This is a genomic window from Streptomyces mauvecolor (genome assembly GCF_039532965.1).
Classification (GTDB): domain Bacteria; phylum Actinomycetota; class Actinomycetes; order Streptomycetales; family Streptomycetaceae; genus Streptomyces; species Streptomyces violascens.
This window is the reverse complement of sequence record NZ_BAAASQ010000025.1, coordinates 79588-100014: the sequence shown is the minus strand read 5'-3', so window position 1 is coordinate 100014 and position 20427 is coordinate 79588. Positions and strand designations below refer to the sequence as shown.

General features: G+C 71.3%; 18 protein-coding genes and 1 pseudogene. 10 read left to right on the top strand and 9 right to left on the bottom strand.

All coding sequences use genetic code 11. From position 1 onward, the window contains the following. The first annotated feature begins 62 nt into the window (after positions 1–62). The 3 genes from ABD346_RS30445 (at position 63) to ABD346_RS30435 (ending at position 4935) form a co-directional block, all read left to right on the top strand. The gene (locus ABD346_RS30445) at positions 63–920 is read left to right on the top strand and encodes an isocitrate lyase/PEP mutase family protein (protein ID WP_344379258.1); all 858 of its coding nucleotides are present in this window, start codon (positions 63–65) and stop codon (positions 918–920) included. Positions 921–1002: 82 nt separating this feature from the next. Beyond that, positions 1003–2070 carry a bile acid:sodium symporter family protein gene (locus ABD346_RS30440; RefSeq protein WP_344379257.1) on the top strand — a complete coding sequence of 356 codons (1068 nt, stop codon included), beginning with the start codon at positions 1003–1005 and terminating at the stop codon, positions 2068–2070. Between the two features lie 135 nt (positions 2071–2205). Next, positions 2206–4935, top strand: a complete 2730-nt coding sequence (locus tag ABD346_RS30435; RefSeq protein ID WP_344379256.1) for a discoidin domain-containing protein — start codon at positions 2206–2208, stop codon at positions 4933–4935. 7 nt (positions 4936–4942) lie between these two features. On the opposite strand, the gene ABD346_RS30430 is transcribed toward ABD346_RS30435, so the two are convergent. Both ABD346_RS30430 and ABD346_RS30425 read right to left on the bottom strand, forming a co-directional pair. Beyond that, entirely contained in the window at positions 4943–6220 is a 1278-nt protein-coding gene (locus ABD346_RS30430) for a MalY/PatB family protein (protein WP_344379255.1), read from the bottom strand. Between the two features lie 85 nt (positions 6221–6305). Then, entirely contained in the window at positions 6306–7196 is an 891-nt protein-coding gene (locus ABD346_RS30425) for a LysR family transcriptional regulator (protein ID WP_344379254.1), read from the bottom strand. 118 nt (positions 7197–7314) lie between these two features. On the opposite strand from ABD346_RS30425, the gene ABD346_RS30420 reads away from it, so the two are divergent. Next, on the top strand, positions 7315–7680 hold the full coding sequence (locus ABD346_RS30420) for a YybH family protein (protein ID WP_344379253.1): 366 nt from the start codon (positions 7315–7317) through the stop codon (positions 7678–7680). A 30-nt stretch (positions 7681–7710) separates the two neighbouring features. Here the strand turns inward: ABD346_RS30420 and ABD346_RS30415 are convergent, their stop codons facing one another. The 4 genes from ABD346_RS30415 to ABD346_RS30400 all read right to left on the bottom strand — a co-directional run bounded on the left by ABD346_RS30415 (position 7711) and on the right by ABD346_RS30400 (position 10449). Further along, on the bottom strand, positions 7711–8619 hold the full coding sequence (locus ABD346_RS30415) for a metallophosphoesterase family protein (RefSeq protein ID WP_344379252.1): 909 nt from the start codon (positions 8617–8619) through the stop codon (positions 7711–7713). A gap of 26 nt (positions 8620–8645) precedes the next feature. Beyond that, entirely contained in the window at positions 8646–8969 is a 324-nt protein-coding gene (locus ABD346_RS30410; protein WP_344379251.1) for a cupredoxin domain-containing protein, read from the bottom strand. A gap of 204 nt (positions 8970–9173) precedes the next feature. Beyond that, positions 9174–9905, bottom strand: coding sequence for a QcrA and Rieske domain-containing protein (locus tag ABD346_RS30405; protein ID WP_344379250.1), 732 nt, complete (start codon positions 9903–9905; stop codon positions 9174–9176). Then, entirely contained in the window at positions 9895–10449 is a 555-nt protein-coding gene (locus ABD346_RS30400) for an RNA polymerase sigma factor (protein ID WP_344379248.1), read from the bottom strand. Before ABD346_RS30400 ends, ABD346_RS30405 begins: the two co-directional genes overlap by 11 nt. Before the next feature lie 482 nt (positions 10450–10931). On the opposite strand from ABD346_RS30400, the gene ABD346_RS30395 reads away from it, so the two are divergent. Then, the gene (locus ABD346_RS30395; RefSeq protein WP_344379318.1) at positions 10932–12290 is read left to right on the top strand and encodes a (2,3-dihydroxybenzoyl)adenylate synthase; all 1359 of its coding nucleotides are present in this window, start codon (positions 10932–10934) and stop codon (positions 12288–12290) included. 448 nt (positions 12291–12738) lie between these two features. Here ABD346_RS30395 and ABD346_RS30390 read toward each other — a convergent pair. Both ABD346_RS30390 and ABD346_RS30385 read right to left on the bottom strand, forming a co-directional pair. Next, positions 12739–13386 (bottom strand): annotated as a pseudogene (locus ABD346_RS30390) (eCIS core domain-containing protein); the annotation flags it as partial. Positions 13387–13540: 154 nt separating this feature from the next. Next, the gene (locus ABD346_RS30385) at positions 13541–14587 is read right to left on the bottom strand and encodes a glycosyl hydrolase family 18 protein (protein ID WP_344379247.1); all 1047 of its coding nucleotides are present in this window, start codon (positions 14585–14587) and stop codon (positions 13541–13543) included. Between the two features lie 71 nt (positions 14588–14658). Here ABD346_RS30385 and ABD346_RS30380 point away from each other — a divergent pair, with 71 nt between their 5' ends. Beyond that, positions 14659–15120 carry a type II toxin-antitoxin system PemK/MazF family toxin gene (locus ABD346_RS30380; protein ID WP_344379246.1) on the top strand — a complete coding sequence of 154 codons (462 nt, stop codon included), beginning with the start codon at positions 14659–14661 and terminating at the stop codon, positions 15118–15120. Positions 15121–15149: 29 nt separating this feature from the next. Here ABD346_RS30380 and ABD346_RS30375 read toward each other — a convergent pair whose 3' ends face one another. Continuing rightward, on the bottom strand, positions 15150–15974 hold the full coding sequence (locus tag ABD346_RS30375; RefSeq protein WP_344379245.1) for a TIGR02452 family protein: 825 nt from the start codon (positions 15972–15974) through the stop codon (positions 15150–15152). A gap of 136 nt (positions 15975–16110) precedes the next feature. Between ABD346_RS30375 and egtA the strand changes: the two genes are divergently transcribed. The 4 genes from egtA to egtD are packed head-to-tail and all read left to right on the top strand — an operon-like array spanning position 16111 to position 20376. Further along, positions 16111–17364 carry an ergothioneine biosynthesis glutamate--cysteine ligase EgtA gene (gene egtA / locus ABD346_RS30370; protein WP_344379244.1) on the top strand — a complete coding sequence of 418 codons (1254 nt, stop codon included), beginning with the start codon at positions 16111–16113 and terminating at the stop codon, positions 17362–17364. Next, positions 17361–18662, top strand: coding sequence for an ergothioneine biosynthesis protein EgtB (gene egtB, locus ABD346_RS30365; RefSeq protein ID WP_344379243.1), 1302 nt, complete (start codon positions 17361–17363; stop codon positions 18660–18662). Before egtA ends, egtB begins: the two co-directional genes overlap by 4 nt. Further along, on the top strand, positions 18662–19414 hold the full coding sequence (egtC, locus tag ABD346_RS30360; protein ID WP_344379242.1) for an ergothioneine biosynthesis protein EgtC: 753 nt from the start codon (positions 18662–18664) through the stop codon (positions 19412–19414). Before egtB ends, egtC begins: the two co-directional genes overlap by 1 nt. After that, on the top strand, positions 19414–20376 hold the full coding sequence (egtD, locus tag ABD346_RS30355; protein WP_344379241.1) for an L-histidine N(alpha)-methyltransferase: 963 nt from the start codon (positions 19414–19416) through the stop codon (positions 20374–20376). Before egtC ends, egtD begins: the two co-directional genes overlap by 1 nt. The last annotated feature ends 51 nt before the right edge of the window (positions 20377–20427 follow it).

Here is a 20427-nt window from a genome sequence, read left to right as displayed (position 1 = left end):
CGACTTGGCAGGCAACGGGCCGGCCGCGAGACACATGACCGCGACCTCATCGGAGGGTACCCGTGAATCACCCCAACCGGCTACGCAGCGCGATACACAACGACGGCACCACCCCCCTGATCGGCATTTTCGACATGTTCTCCGCGTCCGTGGCGGCGCGGCACTACGACGGAATGTTCGTCTCGGGATTCGGCTTCGCGGCCTCCCACTACGGCCTGCCCGACATCGGCTTCATCGCCTGGCCCGACATCGTCGCGTTCGTTCAGCGGCTGCGGCTCGCCTTCCCCCAGCAGCACCTGCTTGTCGACATCGACGACGGCTACGTCGACCCGGAGACGGCGTGCCACGTGGTCCAGCAACTGGAGAACGGCGGGGCCTCCGGGGTCATCCTGGAGGACCAGCAGCGCCCGCGGCGCTGCGGCCACGTGGACGGCAAGCAGGTGCTGCCGCTGGACGAGTACCTGGAGAAGCTCGACATGGTCCTCAAAGCACGCCGGGACCTGGTCGTCGTCGCCCGCACGGACGCCACCGAGGAGGAGGAGATCCTGCGCCGGGCCAAGGCCCTGGCCGCCACCGACGCCGACGTGATCCTCGTCGACGGGGTGCGCAGCATCGACTGGATCCACAAGGTGCGCCGCGTCATCGGCGACAAGCCGCTGCTGTTCAACCAGATCGCGGGCGGCAAGTCGCCCCGGCTCTCGCTGACGGAGCTTCAGGAACTGGGCGTCGACGTCGCGATCTACAGCACGCCCTGCCTGTTCGCCGCCCAGACCGCCATCGACGGCGCGCTGAGCGAGCTCAGGGCGGCCGACGGGCGGCTGCCCGAGCACACCCCGGCCAGCGTCGGCGTCGCCGAGTGCCTGACGCTGCTTGAACGGAACATCAGCCGCCACCACGACCCCGTCCCGGCCGGCGCCTGAGAGTGAGCCAGGTGGGGCCGCGTCGCCTCAGCGGCGGCGCGGCCCCTCGCCGCGTGAATCCCCGCTCCGCGGAAGGAGACGCATGCTCCGCATCCTGCGCTCGGTCGCCCGGCGCATCCGGCGCCGCGTGGACTGGTACATCGTCGCGCTGTTCACCGTCATCGGCGTGGCGACGCTCGCCCCGGTCGAGGGCGATGCGGCCGACGGAGTCTCGCTCGCCGTCCGGGTCGCCGTCGGCCTGCTGTTCTTCCTCTACGGTGCCCGCCTCTCGCCCCAGGCGGCGTACGACGGTCTGCGCCACTGGCGGCTGCACGTTCCCATCCTGGCCCTGACGTTTCTGGCCTTCCCGCTGGCCGGACTCGCGGCCGGGCTGCTGCCGCGTTCAGTACTCGGCCCCGAACTGGCCATCGGGGTCCTCTTCTTGACCGTCCTTCCGTCCACCGTGCAGTCCTCGATCGCCTTCACGTCGATGGCCCGGGGCAATGTGGCGGCGGCCATCTGCTCGGCGTCGTTCTCCACCGTCCTCGGAGTGGTGCTGACTCCCCTGCTCGTGGTCGCCCTCATCGGGCAGACCGGCGGCGGGGGAATGCCGATACGGGCCTCGCAGCTCGGGGACATCGCCCTTCAGCTCCTGGTGCCCTTCCTGGCCGGGCAGGTGGCGCGGCGCTGGGTCACCGAATGGCTGGGCAGACACCGGGCGTTGATCACGGTGTGCGACCGGGGCTCCATCCTGCTCGTCGTGTACTCCGCGTTCAGCCGCGGCATGACCACCGGCATCTGGCAGCGGGTGTCGCCCGGGCGGCTGCTCCTGCTGGCCGCGCTCTGCGCACTCCTGCTCGCCCTGGCCCTTCAACTCGCCTACAGCACGGCCCGGTTGATCGGTCTGCCGTACGCCGACCGGCTCACCGCCGTGTTCTGCGGCTCGAACAAGAGCCTGGCCAGTGGGCTGCCGATGGCCACCGTGCTGTTCCCGGCGGAGCGGGTCGGGATCGTGGTGCTGCCGCTGATGCTCTACCACACCCTCCAGCTGGTGACCTGCGCCTGGCTGGCCCGCCGGTGGCCGTCCAGGCGATCCGCCGCCCCGAGCACCGGTGAAGACCGTGGAAAGGACATACCGATACGGACGGGCAGCAGCGACTCCTGTGGCTGAAACACCTCGTCTCGGGCGCCGACCGTCGACCCACCCGTTCGGAACTTAACGAAAACCGCACACCTATTGACGTCAATCGTTCATGAAATTTATGGTCCCTGGACCCTCGCAGGCGAACCAGAGTGACGGAGAACCATGACGTCGTACTCCCTCGGTGTGCGGCCGCGTGCCGCCCGGCTGACCGCGGTGCTGCTGGCCGGAGCGCTTCTCGCCTCCGTGCCGCCGGCGGCTTCGCAGCCAGTGCGGAACACCGCCGCCACGCCCCCCACCTGCCCCGAAGGCGACGGCTGGACGCTGGGCACCACCCGTATCGACCCGGCGGACACCCACCATGCCTTCGTCGGCAACGGCTACCTGGGGCAGCGCGTGCCGCCGAACGGTGCCGGATATGCCGACAGCGCGGCCAAGACCGGCTGGCCGCTGTTCACCCCGAGCTACGACGGCTCCTTCGTGTCCGGGCTCTACGCGCACAACAAGGAGACCGCCGGGGACCGGCAAGCCGTCGCGGCGCTGCCCACCTGGACCTCGCTCGCCGTCGGCACCGGCGGAGCGCAGGGCGATACCTTCAACTCTTCGACGCCGTCCGGCCGGATCTCCCACTACCGTCAGTCGCTCCTCCTGCACTGCGGCGTGGTGCGTACGTCGCTGACCTGGACCGCCGCCGACGGCCGCCGGACCGACCTCGTGTACGAGGTGCTCGCCGACCGCGTCAACCCGCACGTGGGCGCCGTACGTCTGAGCATGACGCCGCACTGGAGCGGCGAAGCCACCGTGACCGACCTGCTGGACGGGCGCGGCGCTCGGCGCATGAGCCAGACCGGCGGCGGTGACCGGACCGGCGGGCAGCACGGCGAGGGGACCGCACCGAGCATGGATGTGGCCTTCCGCACGGACGGCACGAACGTGGACGGAGCCGTCGCCTCCACACTGCGCGCCGGACGCGGAACACGCGGCACCAAGTCGCAACTGGCCGAGCGGCCAAAGAACATGACGACACATCAGGCACTCAGCCTCCGGGTCCGGACCGGAAAGTCGTACGACTTCACCAAGTACGTCGGCGTCGACACGTCGCTGACCTCGCGCGAGCCGCGCCGCGATGCCACCGCCGCCTCGCAGCGTGCCGCCGACGACGGCTGGGACGCCCTGCTGAGTGCCCACACCGCCGCCTGGTCCCGACTGTGGCGCAGCGACATCGAGATACCCGGACAGCCCGGGATGCAGTCGTGGGTGCGGTCCGCGCAGTACGGGCTGTACTCCAACACCCGCCCGGGCGCGGCCAACAGCATTGCTCCGACGGGCCTGACCAGCGACAACTATGCGGGCCTCGTCTTCTGGGACGCCGAGACGTGGATGTACCCGGGCCTGCTCGCCACCCGGCCCGAACTCGCCAGGACCGTGGTCGACTACCGCTACCGGACCCTCGCGGGGGCCCGCGAGAATGCGCGCGAGCTCGGCTACCAAGGGCTCTTCTACCCGTGGAACAGCGGGAGTTCGGGCAACCTGGCCCAGGAGTGCCACAGCGTCGACCCGCCGCACTGCCGCACCCAGATCCACCTCCAGTCCGACATCTCGCTGGCCACCTGGCAGTACTACCTGGCCACCAAGGACACGCAGTGGCTGCGCGAGCGCGGCTGGCCGGTGCTGCAGGGCATCGCCGAGTTCTGGGCGGGACGTGTCAGCCGCAACCCGGACGGAAGCTACTCGATCAAGGACACGGCCGGGCCCGACGAGTACAGCAACGGCGTCGACGACGCGGTGTTCACCAACGCCGGCGCCGTCACCGCCCTGCGCCACGCCGTCCGCGCCGCCGAACTGCTCGGCCGGCCGGCCCCCGCCGCGTGGAAGACGATCGCCGACCACATCCGGATCCCGTACGACGAACAGAGCAAGGTCTTCGAGCAGTACGACGGCTACAAGGGCGGCACCATCAAACAGGCCGACACAGTGCTGCTGATGTACCCGCTGGAGTGGCCGATGCCCCAGGGCTCCGACGCCGCCACCCTCGACTACTACGCACAGCGCACCGACCCGGACGGCCCGGCCATGACGGACTCGGTGAACGCCGTCGACGCCGCCGGACTCGGCGAGCCGGGCTGCTCCACGTACACCTATCTGGAACGCTCCATCAAGCCGTTCGTACGCGGCCCCTTCGCCCAGTTCTCGGAGGCCCGTGGCGACAAGGCGGGCGCCCAGGATCCGCTGGCGGGCTCGCCCGCGCAGGACTTCCTGACCGGCAAGGGCGGCTTCCTGCAGGTCTTCACCAACGGCCTGACCGGCATGCGGATGCGCGAGAACAGCCTCCACGTCGACCCGATGCTGCCCCCGCAGCTCGACCGCGGTGTCACCCTGCGCGGACTGACCTGGCAGGGACGCACCTACGACATGGAGATCGGCGCCCACCGCACCACCGTGCGCCTCACCGACGGCGCCCCGATGACGCTGGACACCCCGCAGGGCGAGCAGGTCGTCAGCGAGGGCGCCCCGGCCGTCCTCAAGACGCGGCGCCCGGACCTCACACCCACCACCAACGCGGCCCGCTGCACCACCGCGACTGCCTCGTCCGAACAGCCCGGCATGTACGCGGACGCCGCGCTCGACGGCAACGGCGCCACGGCCTGGGTCCCCGACGGTACGAGCGGTCGGCTCACGGCGGACCTCGCCAAGCCCGTCCGCGTCACGAAGGTCACCCCCACCTGGGACGGCACGAAGCCCACCAGCTACAGCGTCGACCTCTCCCTCGACGGGCGCCACTGGCAGGCCGCGACGGCGGGTGATGCGCGACTCGCGCGGTACGTACGCGTGACGGTGCAGGGAGACGCCAAGGCCAAGCAGCACCCCGGCATCGCGGAGCTGACCGTGAACTAGGTGCTGCTCAACCGGCGTGCGATCCCCGGTGGTTGGCCACGGCGCCTCCCATGCGGGTGATCGCCTCGGTGAGGACGGACGGGGAGGTGGCGAAGTTCAGCCGGACGTGCCCGGCTCCTCCCGTTCCGAAGATGTGGCCGGCGGAGAGCGCCACCCGGGCGCTCTCCAGGAACAGCTGGGCGGGGCCGGCCAGGTCGGTGACGACCGCGAGGTCTGCGGAGCTTCCTTCGGGGGCGAGGCCGAGGGAGCGGCAGTCGAGCCAGGCCAGGTAGGTCCCCTCCGGCCTGGCGTAGCCGATTCCGGGCAGGTGCTGTTCGATGAGCCGGCCCAGCAGGGAGCGGTTCTCATCGAGCCCGGCCAGCAGGGCATCGAGCCACCTGTCGCCGTGGCGGTAGGCCGCGGTATGGGCGATGACGCCCAGGAGGCTGGCGCCGTGGTGGACTTCCTCGGGCATGCGGCGCAGATCGGCGGCGGCCTCGGGCCCGGCGGTGGCGAGTGCCGCCTTGATTCCGGCGAGGTTCCAGCCCTTGGTGGCCGACATGAGCGAGAAGGCGTCCTCGGCCCCGGGCAGGCTGAGGTAGGGCGTGAACTCGGCGCCCGGCAGGACGAGGGGGGCATGGATCTCGTCGGCGACGACGCGGATTCCGTACCGGCGGGCCAACTCCGCCACGGCGGTGAGCTCCTGAGCGGTGTGAACCGTTCCGGTGGGGTTGTGCGGATTGCAGAGGAGAAAGGCGATCCTGCCGTTGCCGCTCCGCTCCCGGGTCCGCCGGAACGTCTCCTCCAGCGTGTCCAGGTCGATGCGGAGATCCCGCCCGAGCGGTGCCTCCACGATCCGGCGGTCGTCATGGGTGACGAAGGCGTAGAAGGGCGCGTACACCGGGGAGTTGACGATGACCGGGTCGCCGGGGTCGGTGATCAGCCGCAGTACCTGGACCGCGCCCATCATCACGTCCGGGATCACCGCGACGCGGTCGACCGCCACCCCTTCCCACTTCCAGCGACGTGCGGCGAAGCCCGCCAGCGACTCGGCGAACTCGGTTCCGGCGGGGTATCCGGTGTCACCGGCGTCGATGGCCGCGCGCAGGGCTTCGGCGACCGGCGGCGCGAGCGGGACATCCATCTCGGCCACCCACAGGGGCAGGACATCTGCCGGATGCGCGCGCCACTTCATGCTGCTGCGTTTGCGGAGCTGCTCCAGCGAAAGCTCCTCAAGCGGGTTCGCGTATTCCCCGGCACCTGCGTCTACGGAGCCACACCCATCAACGGCAGTCACGTTCAGCATTGGACCGCCATCTCGCCCTCGACGCAAGCGCCGGCCCCCCTGTTCACGTCCGGCGGCCCGGTGTGCCGCCCGCGTATGTCACCCGCTACGCGGGGTCGGCTTCGGTGAACGCTCGTCGGCTGTGCACGAGCAGTTCGCGTACCGCGGGGCTGTGCGTGCTCTTCCAGACCAGGGCGAGCAACGCCGGTGTTTCGATGTCTTCGATGGTGTGCGCGGTGAGCCGGTCGCGGTGGCGCGCGGCCATCGAATCGCTGAGGACGGCGACGGCGAGCCCGCGGGCCGCGAGGTCGGCGATGGCGTCCGCCGCGCTGGCTTGCAGCGCGATCACGGGCTGGAGGTTCTGCGCGGCGCAGGCACGGTCGAATACCGTGCGGAGGCCGGTGCCGGGTGGCATGCACACGATCGGGTGGGCGACCAGGTCGCGCAGGGTCACCCGCCGCCGCTTCGCCAGGGGGTGCCCGGCCGGAACCGCCACGACGAGCCGCTCGCTGATGATGGTCAGCGCGTCCAGGCCGTCGGGGGTGGCGGTCGCGGTCCCGATGAGAGCGAGGTCGATGGTGCCGGCGCGCACCCCGTCGACGAGCCGGTCGGAGTTGTCCTCCAGGAGTGAGATCTCTACGCGGGGATGCGCCTGGTGAAACGCCGACAGAGCCTCGAACAACGGCGTGATCGTGCAGCCGATGACCATCCCCACCGTGAGCCGTCCCCGGATGAGGTCGGTGACCTCTCCCACCGCCTGGCCGACCGCCCCGGCTGCGGCGAGCGCCGCGCGGGCGTGTTCGAGGGCGGCCTTTCCCGCGACGGTGAGGGTGACGGTGCGCGCCGACCGGTCGAACAGTTCGGCACCGAGTTCGCGTTCCAGCTGTCGGATCTGGGCGCTGACACCGGACTGGCTGATGTGCACGCGCTCGGCCGCCCGCGTGAAGTTCTGCTCTTCGGCGACCGCGACGAAGTACTCCAGCTGCCTGAGTTCCATGACTGTGGATTCTACTTTCCAGAAGAACCATCTGTTGGACTTCTGATGAACCGGCGACCAGGCTGGGAGTCACAGAAGCCCGACACAGAAGGACCCCGACGCCGAAAGGGACGGAACCATGCCGGAATACGAGAAGGCCATGCGCCCCGAAGACATCACGCGCTTGTTCGTCGAGCGGTCCAACGCCGGCGATGCGGCCGGGGTCGCCGCGCTCTACGAAGAGAACGCGGTGCTGGCCTACCCGCCCGGCGAGGAGACGGTGGGCCGCGAGGCGATCCGTGCGCTGTGGGAAAAGGTGCTGGCCAACCGTCCCCACTTCGAGCTGGAACAGCCATTGCCGACGCTGGTCAGCGGCGACATCGCCCTCACCTCGACCCCGCCGAAGGACGGGAGCGGAGCCCGGGCGCAGGTCGTCCGGCGCCAGCCCGACGGAAGCTGGCTGCGCCTGCTCGACCAGCCCGAGTTCGTCGCACCCGCCCGCTGATCGGGAGCGCCCGCCCGCCCGTCCTCGGTCTCATGCCAGATCGCGGTCCCTGACGACCGGTGAGCCCGAGCCCCGCTTGTAGGTCACGTCCCGGATGCCTAGCGCTTGCCGCAGCCGGCCTGCCGGGAGGGTGACGGGTGCGGGGGCGGGTCCGTCGCCGGGGTGGGGCAGGGGGTAGGCCGTGGTGGTGGCGCTGTGGAAGGTCACATTGCCCTCGGTCTTGGTGAAGAGCTGGTGCACATGGCCGTTCAGGCATGTCACCGAGGCGAAGCGGCGCAGGTAGGAGAGGGCCAGGACCGCGTCGTCCGTGCCCCAGCCCCAGGCGGGGTACAGGGCGAACAGCGGGATGTGGCTGAACACCACGATGGGTGTGTCGCTGGACAGCCCCGCGACGTCCTTGCGTACGAAATCGAGCTGGTCCGCGCCGAGATGGCCCAGCTTCTTCAGGTTCAGCGAGTTGACGAGGGCGATGACATGGACGCCCTTGGCATCGAAGCTGTACCACCCGTCGCCCCGGCTTCCGGCCCCGAAGGCGCTCCGGTACTTCTGGCCGGCGTCGTCGATGGCATCGTGTTCGCCGGGCACGGTGTGCACCTGTCCGGTCCGCAGGCCGGTCATCATCTGCTTCACCTGGTCGAACTGGGCAGGTGTCGCCAGATGAGTCAGGTCGCCGGTGTGCACGACGAAGTCGGGGCGCGAATCAAGGGAGTTGACGCGTTCGATGGCGCGCGAGAACGACCCGGTGACGTCGGTGTTGGCGGCGCCGCGGAAGCCGAGGTGGCTGTCGCTGAGCTGGACGATGCTCAGCGTCCCCGGTCCCGTCGCCGTCTGCTGGTGGCCGGACCCGACGAGATGACTGACGATCTCACCTCCGCCGACAGTCAGGACGACAGCGGACCCGAACCATGCGCCGTGCCGCAGGAGTTGACGGCGCGTCATACGCTGCCGCTCCTCGCCCGGCCCGGTCACGGTGTCACCGTCACGGTGCCGTGCATGAAGGGGTGGATCGTGCACAGATAGGTGTACGTCCCCGGTGTGGTGAAGGTGAAGTGGTAGACCGCTCCTGTGTCCAGGCCGGGTGAGTGAAGAGGGCCGTTCGCGTCCGAGGTGACGGTGTGCGGTTCCTCGTCGTCGTTGGTCCAGGTGACGGTGGTGCCCGCCTTCACCGTGAGGATTTTGGGCGTGAAGGCGTCGTTCTTGATGGTTACGGACCCGGCGGTGGAAGGGCTCTCACCACCGGGTCCGGCCTGCCGGGTACCACTCGCCGCAGGTGCGCCGGCGCCGGGCATCGCAGAGTGCCCGGCCGGCGCGGACGCGCTCCCACCTCCCTGTGGCGAGCCGCATGCGGCGAGCAGGGCAAGCATGGCCGCCGCCGTCGCGATCGCCTGTCCACGCCGGCCTGTCGGGCGTGCGAGATTCGGTGTACGCATCTGATTCCCCCGTAATCGGCCCGCCCCTGCGGCGAACCCGGCAGGCCCCCCGTTGTGCGGGCCTCACCCTTGAATAGGGGGTGGGGTTACACCCGATGGCGGCGGCACGTACACCTGCACCTGGCCGTCCGTCTCACGCACCGCGATCCGCGGCAACGCCGCCAGAGGGATGGGGAGCTGGTGGTGCAGGACTTCGCCGGTGACGGCGAAGGCGGAGTGGTGACACGGGCAGTCGAGCTGCCGGGCCGCCCGGTCCAGAACCAGCGCACAGCCTTGATGGGTGCACACCCCGGAGACGGCCCGCAGCCGCGCACCCTCCCGCGATACGAAGCCGGACACAGCCCCGGTCTCGAAGCCGCGCACCGCACCGCTGGGAAGATCGGCGCCGGCCGCGACCGTCCGCCACTCCCCTTGATTCGGCCGCAAAGTCGCCGGCGCCGCCCCCCCTTGCCCGGTCGGGCCCGTGGCACCGCCGTCGAGCGATCGCCCCCCGACGACACCGACGGCCGACGCCGCGACGAGAGCCGCCCCCTGCACGACACGTCTGCGCGTACGCCCCGTCCGCCGCTCCGCGAGGGCACCAGCCCCCGCTTCCCCCTCACCCATCTCTCGGGCAAGCCGGGCATGCAGCGCGCCGACGAACTCCTCGCGCGGTACGTCGCTCCCCGGCCGGGCCGCCCGCAGGGTGATGGCGGTGCGCAGCACCTCGGCGTCCTGGGGCCGGGTCCGGGAGGGCCGTGGCCGACGCGACCGCAGCAACGCCTCGACGTAGCGCCACAATGCGTCAGAGCCCATCGTCCTCGCCCTCCTGCTCCTCGGCCGGTGCCGCACCACGGGCCGCCTGGCGCAAGGCACGGTGCTGGAGCACCTTCGCATGGCTCACGGACACTCCGAGTTCGGCTGCCGCCTCCTTGACCGATCGCGCTTCCAGGAAACGGAGTTCGAGGATGCGCCGGTACCGTTCCGGAAGAGCGTCCAGTATCGCGCGGGCCCGCCGCGGGGCGTCCGACACCTGGTCGGAAGGCTCGCGTTCCGCGAGCTCGTCCAGGTAGTCGGCCGCCAGCGTCGTCACCTCGTGCCCCAGCACGCGCCGCCAATACGCGGCAAGAACCGTGCGGGCGGTGGCCAGTAAGTAGGCGCGCACCTCGGGCACGGTCGCCGTCGTGCGCAGGGGACCCAGCGCGGCGAGGAACACCTCCGTGGTCAGATCCTCGGCGTCCATGCGGTTGCCGACCCTGGAGAACATCACCCGGAACACCAGGCTCACGTTGTCGCGGTAGACGGATTCCCAGTCCGCGTACACCTCACCGCGCACGAGCCGCAGCCGCCGCGCATCCACGCCGGCGTCCGCCCCGTCCCGGCTCCCTGGGCGCGCCGGGGCATCCCGGCCGCCGGCTTCGCGCCCGTGTCGCTTCGGTCGGCGAATCGCCATGCCTCACCATCCCGGCCGGCCGCTCCCCACGGCAACGGCCTTCTCCATGAGGAGATAGCAGGGTGGGTTACAGCGTGCTCGAACCCCTGCTCAGCGAGGCGCCTGCCAAGGTTCGGGCCAGCGCCGGGGCATTGCAGTTCGCAGCCGGGTACACAGCGGCTCGCAGGGCGGAGTCCGGCACCGCTCGGGGGTGGTGGGACAAGGTATCCGCTGGTCAGCGACGCCCATTGGATCTTCTGCTGAGCGACATCCGCGTGCCTGGTCGGGATGGCGCATTGAGTGCGGGGGCGGCTGAGAGTTGGATTGGCGACGTCGAGACGGCGGGTCGCTCCCCGGCATTGAGCGGCGCCCACACCCTCGGCCCGTACAGAAGGAAGCGAGTGACATCCATGCTCAGCGGTTGCACGCCCTGGCCCGAGGAGTTCGTCGACCGTTACTGGATGGCCGGGCACTGGCGCGGCCACACCCTCGACAGCATGCTGCGCGACTGGGCTCTGGCGTACGGCCCCCGGACCGCGCTCGTGCACGGCGCCACCCGCATCACCTACGCGCAGCTGAACCGGCGCGTGGACCGCATGGCCGCCGGGCTGCGGCTGCGCGGCATGCGGCCCGGACAGCGGGTCGTCGTCCAGCTGCCGAACGTGCCCGAGTTCGTCAGCAGCGTCTTCGCGCTGATGCGGGTCGGCGCGGTCCCCGTGTTCTGCCCCCTCTCGTTCCGCGCGCCCGAGGTGTCGCACCTCGTGCGGGTCACCGAGGCCGTCGGATACGTCGCCCCCTCGACGTACCAGGGCTTCGACCACACAGCGATGGCCGCGGACATCGCAAGCCAAGGTCCTTTCCTGCGGCGGGTGTTCACCTATGAGCCGCCCGGCACCTCGTCCCCGTACGGCGGCTTCTCGACCGACGTGTCGAGCTGCCACTACTTCCCGCTGAACTCCCTCGACTCGCCGCCCGGCCCGGCGCTCGTGCAGAGCTCCGGCGAGGTCGCGCTCTTCCTGCTCTCCGGCCGTACCGCCGAGACGCTCAAGGTCATTCCGCGCACCCACAACGACTACGCCTACCAGGCACGGGCCGCCGCCGAGCTGGTGTCGCTCACCGAGAACGACGTGTATCTCGCCGCGCTGGCCGCCGAGTCGAACGTCGCCTTCGGCTGCCCCGGCATCCTCGGCGCCCTCTCCGTCGGCGGCACCGTGGTCCTGGCCGAGACGTCGCAACCCACCGAATGCCTTCCGCTCATCGCGCGAGAGCGGGTCACCGTCACGTCGCTCGACTCCGACGCCGCCAGGTCCTGGATCGATCACCTCCCAAGCAGCGACGCCGACTTGAGCAGCCTGCGGTTTGCGCAGGCAGACGGAGGAGTGCCCCTGGCGATCGCCGAACGGATCGGCCCCGAACTGGGCTGTCGCCTCCAGCGGGTCTTCGCCATGGGCGAGGGGCTGCTCACCCTCACCCGGCCCGGCGATCCGAACGAGACCATGTTCACGACGCAGGGCCGCCCGCTCTCCCCCGACGACGAGATCCGCGTCGTCGGCGCCGACGGCAAGGACGTGCCCGACGGGGAGCCCGGCGAGCTCCTCGCCCGGGGTCCGTACACCCTGCGGGGCTACTACCGGGCGCCCGAACGCAACGCACGCGCCTTCACCGCCGACGGCTACCTCCGCACCGGCGTCCTCGCGCGGCGCACCGCGGACGGCAACCTGACGATGACCGGCCGCCTCCCGGGACAAGCGGCCGGCGGGCACCGCTGACGCGGGGTCACCTCGTCAGCGTGCCGTCCGGGACCTCGCGGACGCTGACCTTGTTGCGCTGCCGGTTCAGCACAGTGGCCACGACGTCACCGATGCCGCTCGGGTCGTCCATCTGCGGGGCCGGTGCCTCGGACCGCTCGATGGCCTTCGTCAGGTACTCCGGGTTCCAGGACGAGACGGCCCCCCTGACATCGATGGACTCCACCCGGCGCTTGCCGATGAGCGCCTTGATCGCGGGCAGGATCTGGTCCGAGTACAGCTTCCCTTCCATGCGGAACAGGCTCGCGTGGCCGCCCACCTTGCCGCCGTCGCGCAGGTACGCGGTGATGACCAGGCAACTGGTCACGCCGGGGTACGTGATGGTGCCGCCGGGGCCGACCTCGTCGACCTCCCCCTCGGCGATCGAGACGGCGGTGTCCCCCTGGGCGCGCTGAACTGCGACGTCGGCGCGCTCTACGGCGCCGTCCCCAGCCGCTTCCACGGTGCGTTCCGACTCGGCCCGCTGCACCGGCGCGCCGGACATCGCCCGCGTCGCGTTGGCCTCGGCTTCCCTCTCGAAGCGGTCGGAGGGGTCGGAGACCTTGAGCCCCGATCCGTTGTCGGTGCCCGCTACCGGACCTTGCCGCTGCTGAATGACATGGGTCAGCTCGTGGGCGAGCGTGTGCTTGTCGGCTCCTCCGTCGCCGATGACGACATGGCTGCCCGACGTGTACGCGCGGGCGCCGACCTCCGCCGCCGAAGCCTTGGCGGCGCTGTCGTTGTGGATGCGTACATCCGAGAAGTCGGCGCCGAGCCGGGACTCCATGTCGCCCCGCGTCGCGTCGTCGAGCGGCTTGCCGCCGCTGCGCAGCACGTCATGGACCGCCGACCGCTGCACCTCCGGCTCCGGGTTCTGCTGATGGCCGCACCCCGCGCCATGCTGGTGCTGCTCCTGCGCCCAGGGGTGTCCGGCCTGGCGGAGCATCTGCACCACGGCCGCGTTCCCCGCCGTGCCCTGCAGGGCGAGGTGCGCACCGCCCTGGGCCTCGGGCTTGCGGTCCGGTGTGCGCCCGTCCTTCTCGGTGGCGTTGTCTTTGGCGTTGTCTCGGTCGTGCAAGGGGTGCCTCTTCCCGCGCAGGAATCCAACTCCAACTCATCCTGGATACGCCCGAGTTGACCCATACGCCAGGTACCTGAGGGCAGCACGCGGCTGACCGAAAGGGCAGGTACCCGGCCACCCCCCTCTGCTCCCCGTCGCATTCCGGGCATGCTCACACCTTCCCCAGGACCGGCCATACCTTCGGGTCCTCGAAGTTCAGAGCCCAGATCGTCGTGTTGCGGATGCCGTAGCGGCGCAGCACCGGCAGATCGGCAGTGACACCTGCGGCGTCCTGGTACCAGACCTCGCGGACGCTGTCGTCCTCCTCGTACGTGAAGTGCGGGGTCCGGGAGTCCGGGTCGAGGTGGTAGGGGGCGCCCTGCGCCACCCGCAATGCCTCGGCCTCGTGCCAGGTGACGTGGCGGGTCTTGCCGCCGGGCACCCAGTCCCAGCCGTAGGCCGGCAGGCCCATTTCCAGCTTGTCGGCGGGGATCAGCACGGTGGCCCGGCGCAGGATGTCGTCGTACCACTGCGGACTGGCCAGCGGCCCGGCGCTGCCGCCCTGCCAGTGCAGGTCGTACCCCATGATGCGGACCTTGTCGGCGGCCTTGCCGAGCGCCTGGTAGTCCCAGATCCGGCCGGTGTTCGCGGTCTGCGGTGACACGGTGAGGACGCACTGCTTCGCCAACGCGTGGAGCCGTCCGCAGAGTTCCCCGGCGAAGGCCGCGTAGGCGGCGCGCACGGCCGGGTAGTCCGCGTCACCCGTCGGGGCGATTGACTCGTAGTCGATGTCGATGCCGTCGTAGGACCGGCTGCGCACAAGGGCGAGGAGTGTCTCGACGTGGGTGGTGCGGAGCTGAGGGTCCGTGAGGATCGCCGCGAGCTCCCCGGACTTCATCGTCTCCATGACCGTCGGCACGACCTTGATGCCGGCCTGGTGCAGCCCGTCGATGATGCGCCTCTCCCCCGCGCCCGGGTGGCCGTCGACCGTGTCCGCCGCCTTCGCCTGGTACCAGAACGGGCTGACGGTGTGCAGCTGGGCGGCGTGCCGCAGCGCGTCCGCGTACGCACCTTCCTGGTCCCAGTACGGGAGCCAGCCGGAGACGGTGCGCGGGGGCGGCTCGTCGGCGGCTGCCTGGGGCTGGACGAGGGCGGTGAGCAGTGTGGCGGCCGCGCACAGGACGGCCAGGCGCAGGCGTGCGCCGGAGCGAAGGATCATGTGCCCGAGCCTGCGGCCCGCTCGGCGTACCCGCCCTGTGGGTTGGGCCGTACAGGCTCTACGGTGTCCGGATGACTGCGTATCTCGACGACCACACCGACCACCCCCCGCTCCCCGGCCAGAGCGGCCCGACGGCCACCACCGAGGCCGATCCCCACGACGTGGGAGTGGTCCGCATGGGCTACGCCCCGGACCGGGACGGCGACCCCGATCCCGGCGAGATCGTGTGGACGTGGGTGCCATTTGAGGAGAACGACGGCCGCGGCAAGGACCGCCCAGTGCTCGTGGTGGCCCGCGAGGCGGCCGGCACGCTGCTCGCGGTGCAGTTGTCCAGCAAGCGGCACGACCACGACCGCGAATGGGTGCCGATCGGCGTCGGTCCCTGGGACCGGGAGGGCCGCGAGTCCTGGGTGGACCTGGACCGGGTGCTGCGGCTGCACGAGCGGGGCATGCGCCGCGAGGCATGCGCCCTGGACCTCCCCCGCTTCACCCTGGTCGCGAACCGCCTGCGCGAACGGTACGGCTGGCGCTGAGGCCGTTTCGGGTTGGCCCCGGCGCGCGGCTATCGCTTGAACGCCGCCTCGAAGGCCCCCAGGGTGGCCTGATCCTTCGTCCGGTCCAGGACCGCGAGGACGACCTCGTCGAAGTGGGCCGCGAACCGGCCGTCCCCGGTGAGGTGGTCGCGGAACGCCGCGGCCACCCGCCCCGGGTCGTTGCGGAACACCCCGCACCCCCAGGCCCCGAGCACCAGGCGCCGGTAGCCGTGCAGGGCCGCCGTCTCCAGGACGCGCTCGGCGCGCGCGTCGAGCGCGGGCCCGATGCGGTGCGCCTCTTCGGGTGTACGGGTCCTGATCACCCCGGCGTTCGGGGCCGCCGAGGTCAGGAATCCGGCGAGGTAGGGAACGTCCAGGAGGCGGCCGCGGTCGTCACGGAACACCGGGACGCCGGGCGAGTGGATGACCCGGTCGGTGTAGAACACGTCGCGGTCACCACGGTGGTGGGCGTAGAAGTCCGGGGCGCGCAACAGCGTCGCGTACAGCGCGGACGAGCGGCAGAGCGCCTCCTCCTGGGCCTGGGCGCCCTTGAGGAATCCGCCGCCGGGGTTACGCGCGGAGGCGAACGTCAGGACCGCCACCGCCCCGGCCTCCCCCGTGCTCACCATCCGCCGCGCCGCGTCCAGACTGCTCTCCCCCGTCACCTCGATGCGCGTCACGCGGTCCCGGTCGGGCGTGACGGCGAGCGGTTCCGGGCCGTGCAGGGTCGTGCCCGCGAGGGCGGCGGCCAGCGGCTGGGCGATCGACACCGTACGGCCGTTCTCGCTCTCGTACCGTGCGGTGTCCGCGATCTCCACCGTGTGGCGCGCGATCCCGCGCAGTCGTGCACTCATGGCACGCATCGTGAACGTCCGCGGAAGTTTGTCGCAATCGAATATCCGCCCCCGCAGGCGCCCTTGTGCGATGCGGCTGCGGGGACTTAGGTAGGACGGCATGTGTGTCCAAGCCCCGGAAGGAGGGCAAGCGTCCATGAACACCAGTGAGTTGACCGAGACAGAGGCCGACGACCTGCTGCGATGTATCTGCTTCAAGACGGGTCCGCCACGCACGGTCGGCGTGGAGCTGGAATGGCTCGTCCACGATCTGCACCACCCCCGGCTTCCCGTCCGGCACGAGCGTCTGGAAGCCGCCTACGCCGCCTTACGCACCCTGCCGCTGCGGTCGCCGCTCACCGTCGAACCCGGCGGCCAGCTTGAGCTCAGCTCGCTGCCCGCCGCATCCCTCATGGAGTGCATCTCCACCGTCTCCGCCGATCTGACGGCGGTCCGCGCCGCCCTCAAAGAGCGCGGCCTCGCGCTCGTCGGCCTCGGCCAGGACCCCTGGCATCCCCCGCGCCGCATGCTGCGCCAGGCCCGGTACGACGCGATGGAGGCCCATCTCGACCGTACGGGTCCGGCCGGGCGGGCCATGATGTGCTCCTCGGCCTCCGTCCAGGTCTGCATCGACGCCGGGTACGAGGAGCCCGGACCGCTCGGCTTCGGGCGGCGCTGGCTGATGGCTCATCTGCTCGGCGCCGTGCTGGTTGCCGCGTTCGCCAACTCGCCTGTCAGGGAAGACCGGTTGACAGGGTGGCGGTCCACCCGGCAGGCCAACTGGAGCGACATCGATCCGGTGTGCGCGCTCGCCCCGCCGCTCGAAGAGCCGCCCCGCCAATCCTGGGCCGCGCATGTTCTGGACGCCCCGGTCATGTGCGTACGGGCCGAGGAGGGGCCGTGGTCCGCGCCGCCGGGGCTCACCTTCCGGCAGTGGCTGCGCACCGGCATGCCGCGGCCGCCGACCCGCACCGATCTCGACTACCACCTGACCACCCTGTTCCCGCCGGTGCGGCCGCGCGGCCATCTGGAGCTGCGCATGATCGACGCGCAGCCCGGCGACGACGGGTGGACCGTGCCGCTCGCCGTGACCAGCGCGCTGTTCGACGACCCGGAAGCGGCGGAGATCGCCTATCGGACCGTCAAACCCCTCGCCGAGCGTGCCGGTTCACTGCCGGCTCCCCGCAACCCGCTCTGGCGGGCAGCCGCCCACGACGGTCTCGCCGACCCCGAGCTGCGCGAGGCCGCCACCGCGTGCTTCACCGCGGCACTCGGCGCGCTCCCCCGCCTCGGCGCCTCCCCGGAGCTCCAGGACCGGGTGGCCGCCTTCAGCGACCGCTATGTCGTACGGGGCCGATGTCCGGCCGACGACACCCCCTCGCCCGTCCCACCGAAGGACATCCGCATATGACCGACCCGGAGCTGCTCAGGGCCCGCGCCCTGACAGCGCTCACCGCTGCGCGCGCCCGCACCGGCGTGCTCACCTCCAGTGTCGACGACTGTGAACTGACCGCGCAGCACTCGCCGTTGATGTCACCCCTCGTCTGGGACCTCGCGCACATCGGCAACCAGGAGGAACAGTGGCTGCTGCGCGCCGTCGCCGGGCAGGACGCCATCCGGCCCGAGATCGACTCGCTGTACGACGCCTTCGAGCACCCGCGCGCCGCCCGTCCCGCCCTTCCCCTGCTCGCCCCCGCCGAGGCGCGCCGGTACGCCGCCGATGTGCGGGGCCGGGCGATCGACGTCCTGGAGCGCACCCCGTTGCGCGGCGGACCGCTGACCGATGCCGCGTTCGCCTTCGGGATGATCGCCCAGCATGAACAGCAGCACGACGAGACGATGCTGATCACCCATCAGCTCCGCAAGGGCCCGGCCGCGCTCACCGCTCCCGAGCCGCCGCCCGGCACCACCGAGGGCCTGCCCGTCGAAGTCCTGGTCCCCGCAGGCCCGTTCACGATGGGCACCTCCACCGAGCCGTGGGCGCTGGACAACGAGCGCCCCGCGCACCATCGCATCGTGCCCGCCTTCCACCTGGACACCACCCCGGTGACGTGCGGGGCCTACCTTCGCTTCATCGAGGACGGCGGCTACCGCGAGCAGCGATGGTGGGATCCGGCGGGCTGGGCGATGGTCCGCGAGCACGAGCTGAGCGCGCCGCTGTTCTGGCGGTGCGAGGGCGGCGAGTGGCTGCGCCGGCGGTTCGGGGTGACCGAGCCGGTCCCGGTCGACGAGCCGGTGCTGCACGTCAGTTGGTACGAGGCCGACGCCTATGCCCGCTGGGCGGGGCGGCGGCTGCCGACCGAGGAGGAGTGGGAGAAGGCGGCCCGCCACGACCCGGTCTCGGGCCGCTCGCGCCGCTACCCCTGGGGGGATGCCGACCCCACCCCGGCCCACGCCAACCTCGGCCAGCGCCACCTGCGTCCCGCGCCTGCCGGGGCGTACCCGGAAGGCCAATCACCGCTGGGCATACGCCAGTTGATCGGCGATGTGTGGGAGTGGACGTCGAGCGACTTCCTGCCCCATCCGGGCTTCGTGGCCTTCCCCTACCGCGAGTACTCGGAGGTCTTCTTCGGGCCCGGGCACAAGGTGCTGCGCGGCGGCGCGTTCTCCGTGGACGAGGTGGCCTGCCGGGGCACCTTCCGCAACTGGGACCTGCCGGTGCGGCGCCAGATCTTCGCGGGCTTCCGCACGGCACGGGATGCCGACTGATGTGCCGTCATATCGCATACACAGGACCCGTGTTGAGCCTCGGTGAGCTCCTCGTGCGGCCACCGCACGGGCTCTACCGGCAGGCGTGGGCGCCGCGCCGCCAGCGACACGGCACGGTCAACGCCGACGGTTTCGGCGTCGGCTGGTACGCGGACGGCGATCCGGCGGCCGCCCGCTACCGGCGGGCCGTGCCGATCTGGGCCGACCCGAACTTCGCGGACCTGGCCCGGGTCGTGCGCACCGGAGCCGTTCTCGCGGCGGTCAGGGACGCCACCGAGGCGGGCGCCGACGGCGAGGCGGCGGCCGCGCCGTTCGCCGACGGACGATGGCTGTTCAGCCACAACGGCGCCGTCAAGGGCTGGCCGCGCAGCGCGGCACCGCTCGCCGCCGCCCTGCCCGCACAGGCCCTGCTCAGCCTGGAGGCCCGCTGCGACGCGGCGTTCGTCTGGGCGCTCGTACTCAACCGGCTGACCAGCGGCGACGAGGCCGGCCAGGCGATGGCCGACACCGTCACCGAGCTGGCCGCCGCGGCCCCGGGCTCACGGCTGAACCTGCTGCTCACCGACGGCGAGACGATCACCGCCACCGCCTGGGGCGACACCCTCTGGTACCTGCACTCCCCCGGCCGCTCCACCGTCGTCGCCTCCGAGCCGTACGACGACGACCCGTGCTGGCGCGAGGTGCCCGACCGCACCCTGCTCGCCGCCACTCGCACCGATGTCCTGCTCACCCCCCTCAAGGAGCCCCAGTAGTGCGCCCGTTCCAGTTGACCCGCACCCTGCCCGAGGACGCCACCGGGGCCGCACTGCGCGCCGATGTGCTGCACGGGCTCACGGCGACACCCAAGTCCCTTCCGCCCAAGTGGTTCTACGACGCGCGCGGCAGCGAGCTCTTCGAGGAGATCACCCGGCTGCCCGACTACTACCCGACGCGGGCCGAGCGCGAGATCCTCGACCACCGCGCCGCCGAGACTGCCGCCGCGACCGGAGCGCACACCCTGGTCGAACTCGGCTCGGGATCTTCCGAGAAGACCCGGCTGCTCCTGGAGGCGCTGCCCGCGCCCCTGACGTACATACCGGTCGACGTGAGCGAGAGCGCGCTCGCCGGGGCGGCCGAGGGGCTGCTCGCCGATCACCCGGGGCTGCGGGTCCACGCGCTCATCGCCGACTTCACCCGGGTCCTCGAACTGCCCGAGGCTCCCGGCCCCCGCCTGGTGGCGTTCCTCGGCGGCACGATCGGCAATCTGCTGCCCGCCGAACGCGCCGAATTCCTCACCTCCGTACGGAAGTTGATGACGCCCGGCGACTCGCTCCTCATCGGGACGGACCTGGTGAAGGAGGAGTCCGTGCTGGTCCGCGCGTACGACGATCCGACGGGCGTGACGGCGGCGTTCAACAAGAACGTGCTCAGCGTCATCGACCGCGAACTCGGCGCGGACTTCGATCCGGACGACTTCGACCATGTCGCGCTGTGGAACCGCGAGGAGGAGTGGATCGAGATGCGGCTGCGGGCCCGCCGCGACGTGACCGTGAAGATCCCCGAGCTGGACCTGGTGGTCTCCTTCGCGGCGGGCGAGGATCTGCGCACCGAGGTGTCCGCGAAGTTCCGTGAGGAAGGCGTACGGGCCGAGCTCAGCGCCGCCGGGTTCGTGCCGTCGCGCTGGTGGACGGATGCGGCCGGACGCTTCGCGCTCTCGCTGGCGACCGCGGGCTGAGCAGCCGTGCGGGCCCCGTGGCGCTCATGCCGCGGGGCCCGCACGAGGGCC

Coding starts and splice junctions, on each gene's coding strand:
- ABD346_RS30440 (WP_344379257.1), top strand. CDS start 1,003: ATGCTCCGCATCCTGCGCTCGGTCGCCCGGCGCATCCGGCGCCGCGTG.
- ABD346_RS30435 (WP_344379256.1), top strand. CDS start 2,206: ATGACGTCGTACTCCCTCGGTGTGCGGCCGCGTGCCGCCCGGCTGACC.
- ABD346_RS30430 (WP_344379255.1), bottom strand. CDS start 6,220: ATGCTGAACGTGACTGCCGTTGATGGGTGTGGCTCCGTAGACGCAGGT.
- ABD346_RS30425 (WP_344379254.1), bottom strand. CDS start 7,196: ATGGAACTCAGGCAGCTGGAGTACTTCGTCGCGGTCGCCGAAGAGCAG.
- ABD346_RS30420 (WP_344379253.1), top strand. CDS start 7,315: ATGCCGGAATACGAGAAGGCCATGCGCCCCGAAGACATCACGCGCTTG.
- ABD346_RS30415 (WP_344379252.1), bottom strand. CDS start 8,619: ATGACGCGCCGTCAACTCCTGCGGCACGGCGCATGGTTCGGGTCCGCT.
- ABD346_RS30410 (WP_344379251.1), bottom strand. CDS start 8,969: ATGCCCGGCGCCGGCGCACCTGCGGCGAGTGGTACCCGGCAGGCCGGA.
- ABD346_RS30405 (WP_344379250.1), bottom strand. CDS start 9,905: ATGGGCTCTGACGCATTGTGGCGCTACGTCGAGGCGTTGCTGCGGTCG.
- ABD346_RS30395 (WP_344379318.1), top strand. CDS start 10,932: ATGCTCAGCGGTTGCACGCCCTGGCCCGAGGAGTTCGTCGACCGTTAC.
- ABD346_RS30385 (WP_344379247.1), bottom strand. CDS start 14,587: ATGATCCTTCGCTCCGGCGCACGCCTGCGCCTGGCCGTCCTGTGCGCG.
- ABD346_RS30380 (WP_344379246.1), top strand. CDS start 14,659: ATGACTGCGTATCTCGACGACCACACCGACCACCCCCCGCTCCCCGGC.
- ABD346_RS30375 (WP_344379245.1), bottom strand. CDS start 15,974: ATGAGTGCACGACTGCGCGGGATCGCGCGCCACACGGTGGAGATCGCG.
- egtA (WP_344379244.1), top strand. CDS start 16,111: ATGAACACCAGTGAGTTGACCGAGACAGAGGCCGACGACCTGCTGCGA.
- egtB (WP_344379243.1), top strand. CDS start 17,361: ATGACCGACCCGGAGCTGCTCAGGGCCCGCGCCCTGACAGCGCTCACC.
- egtC (WP_344379242.1), top strand. CDS start 18,662: ATGTGCCGTCATATCGCATACACAGGACCCGTGTTGAGCCTCGGTGAG.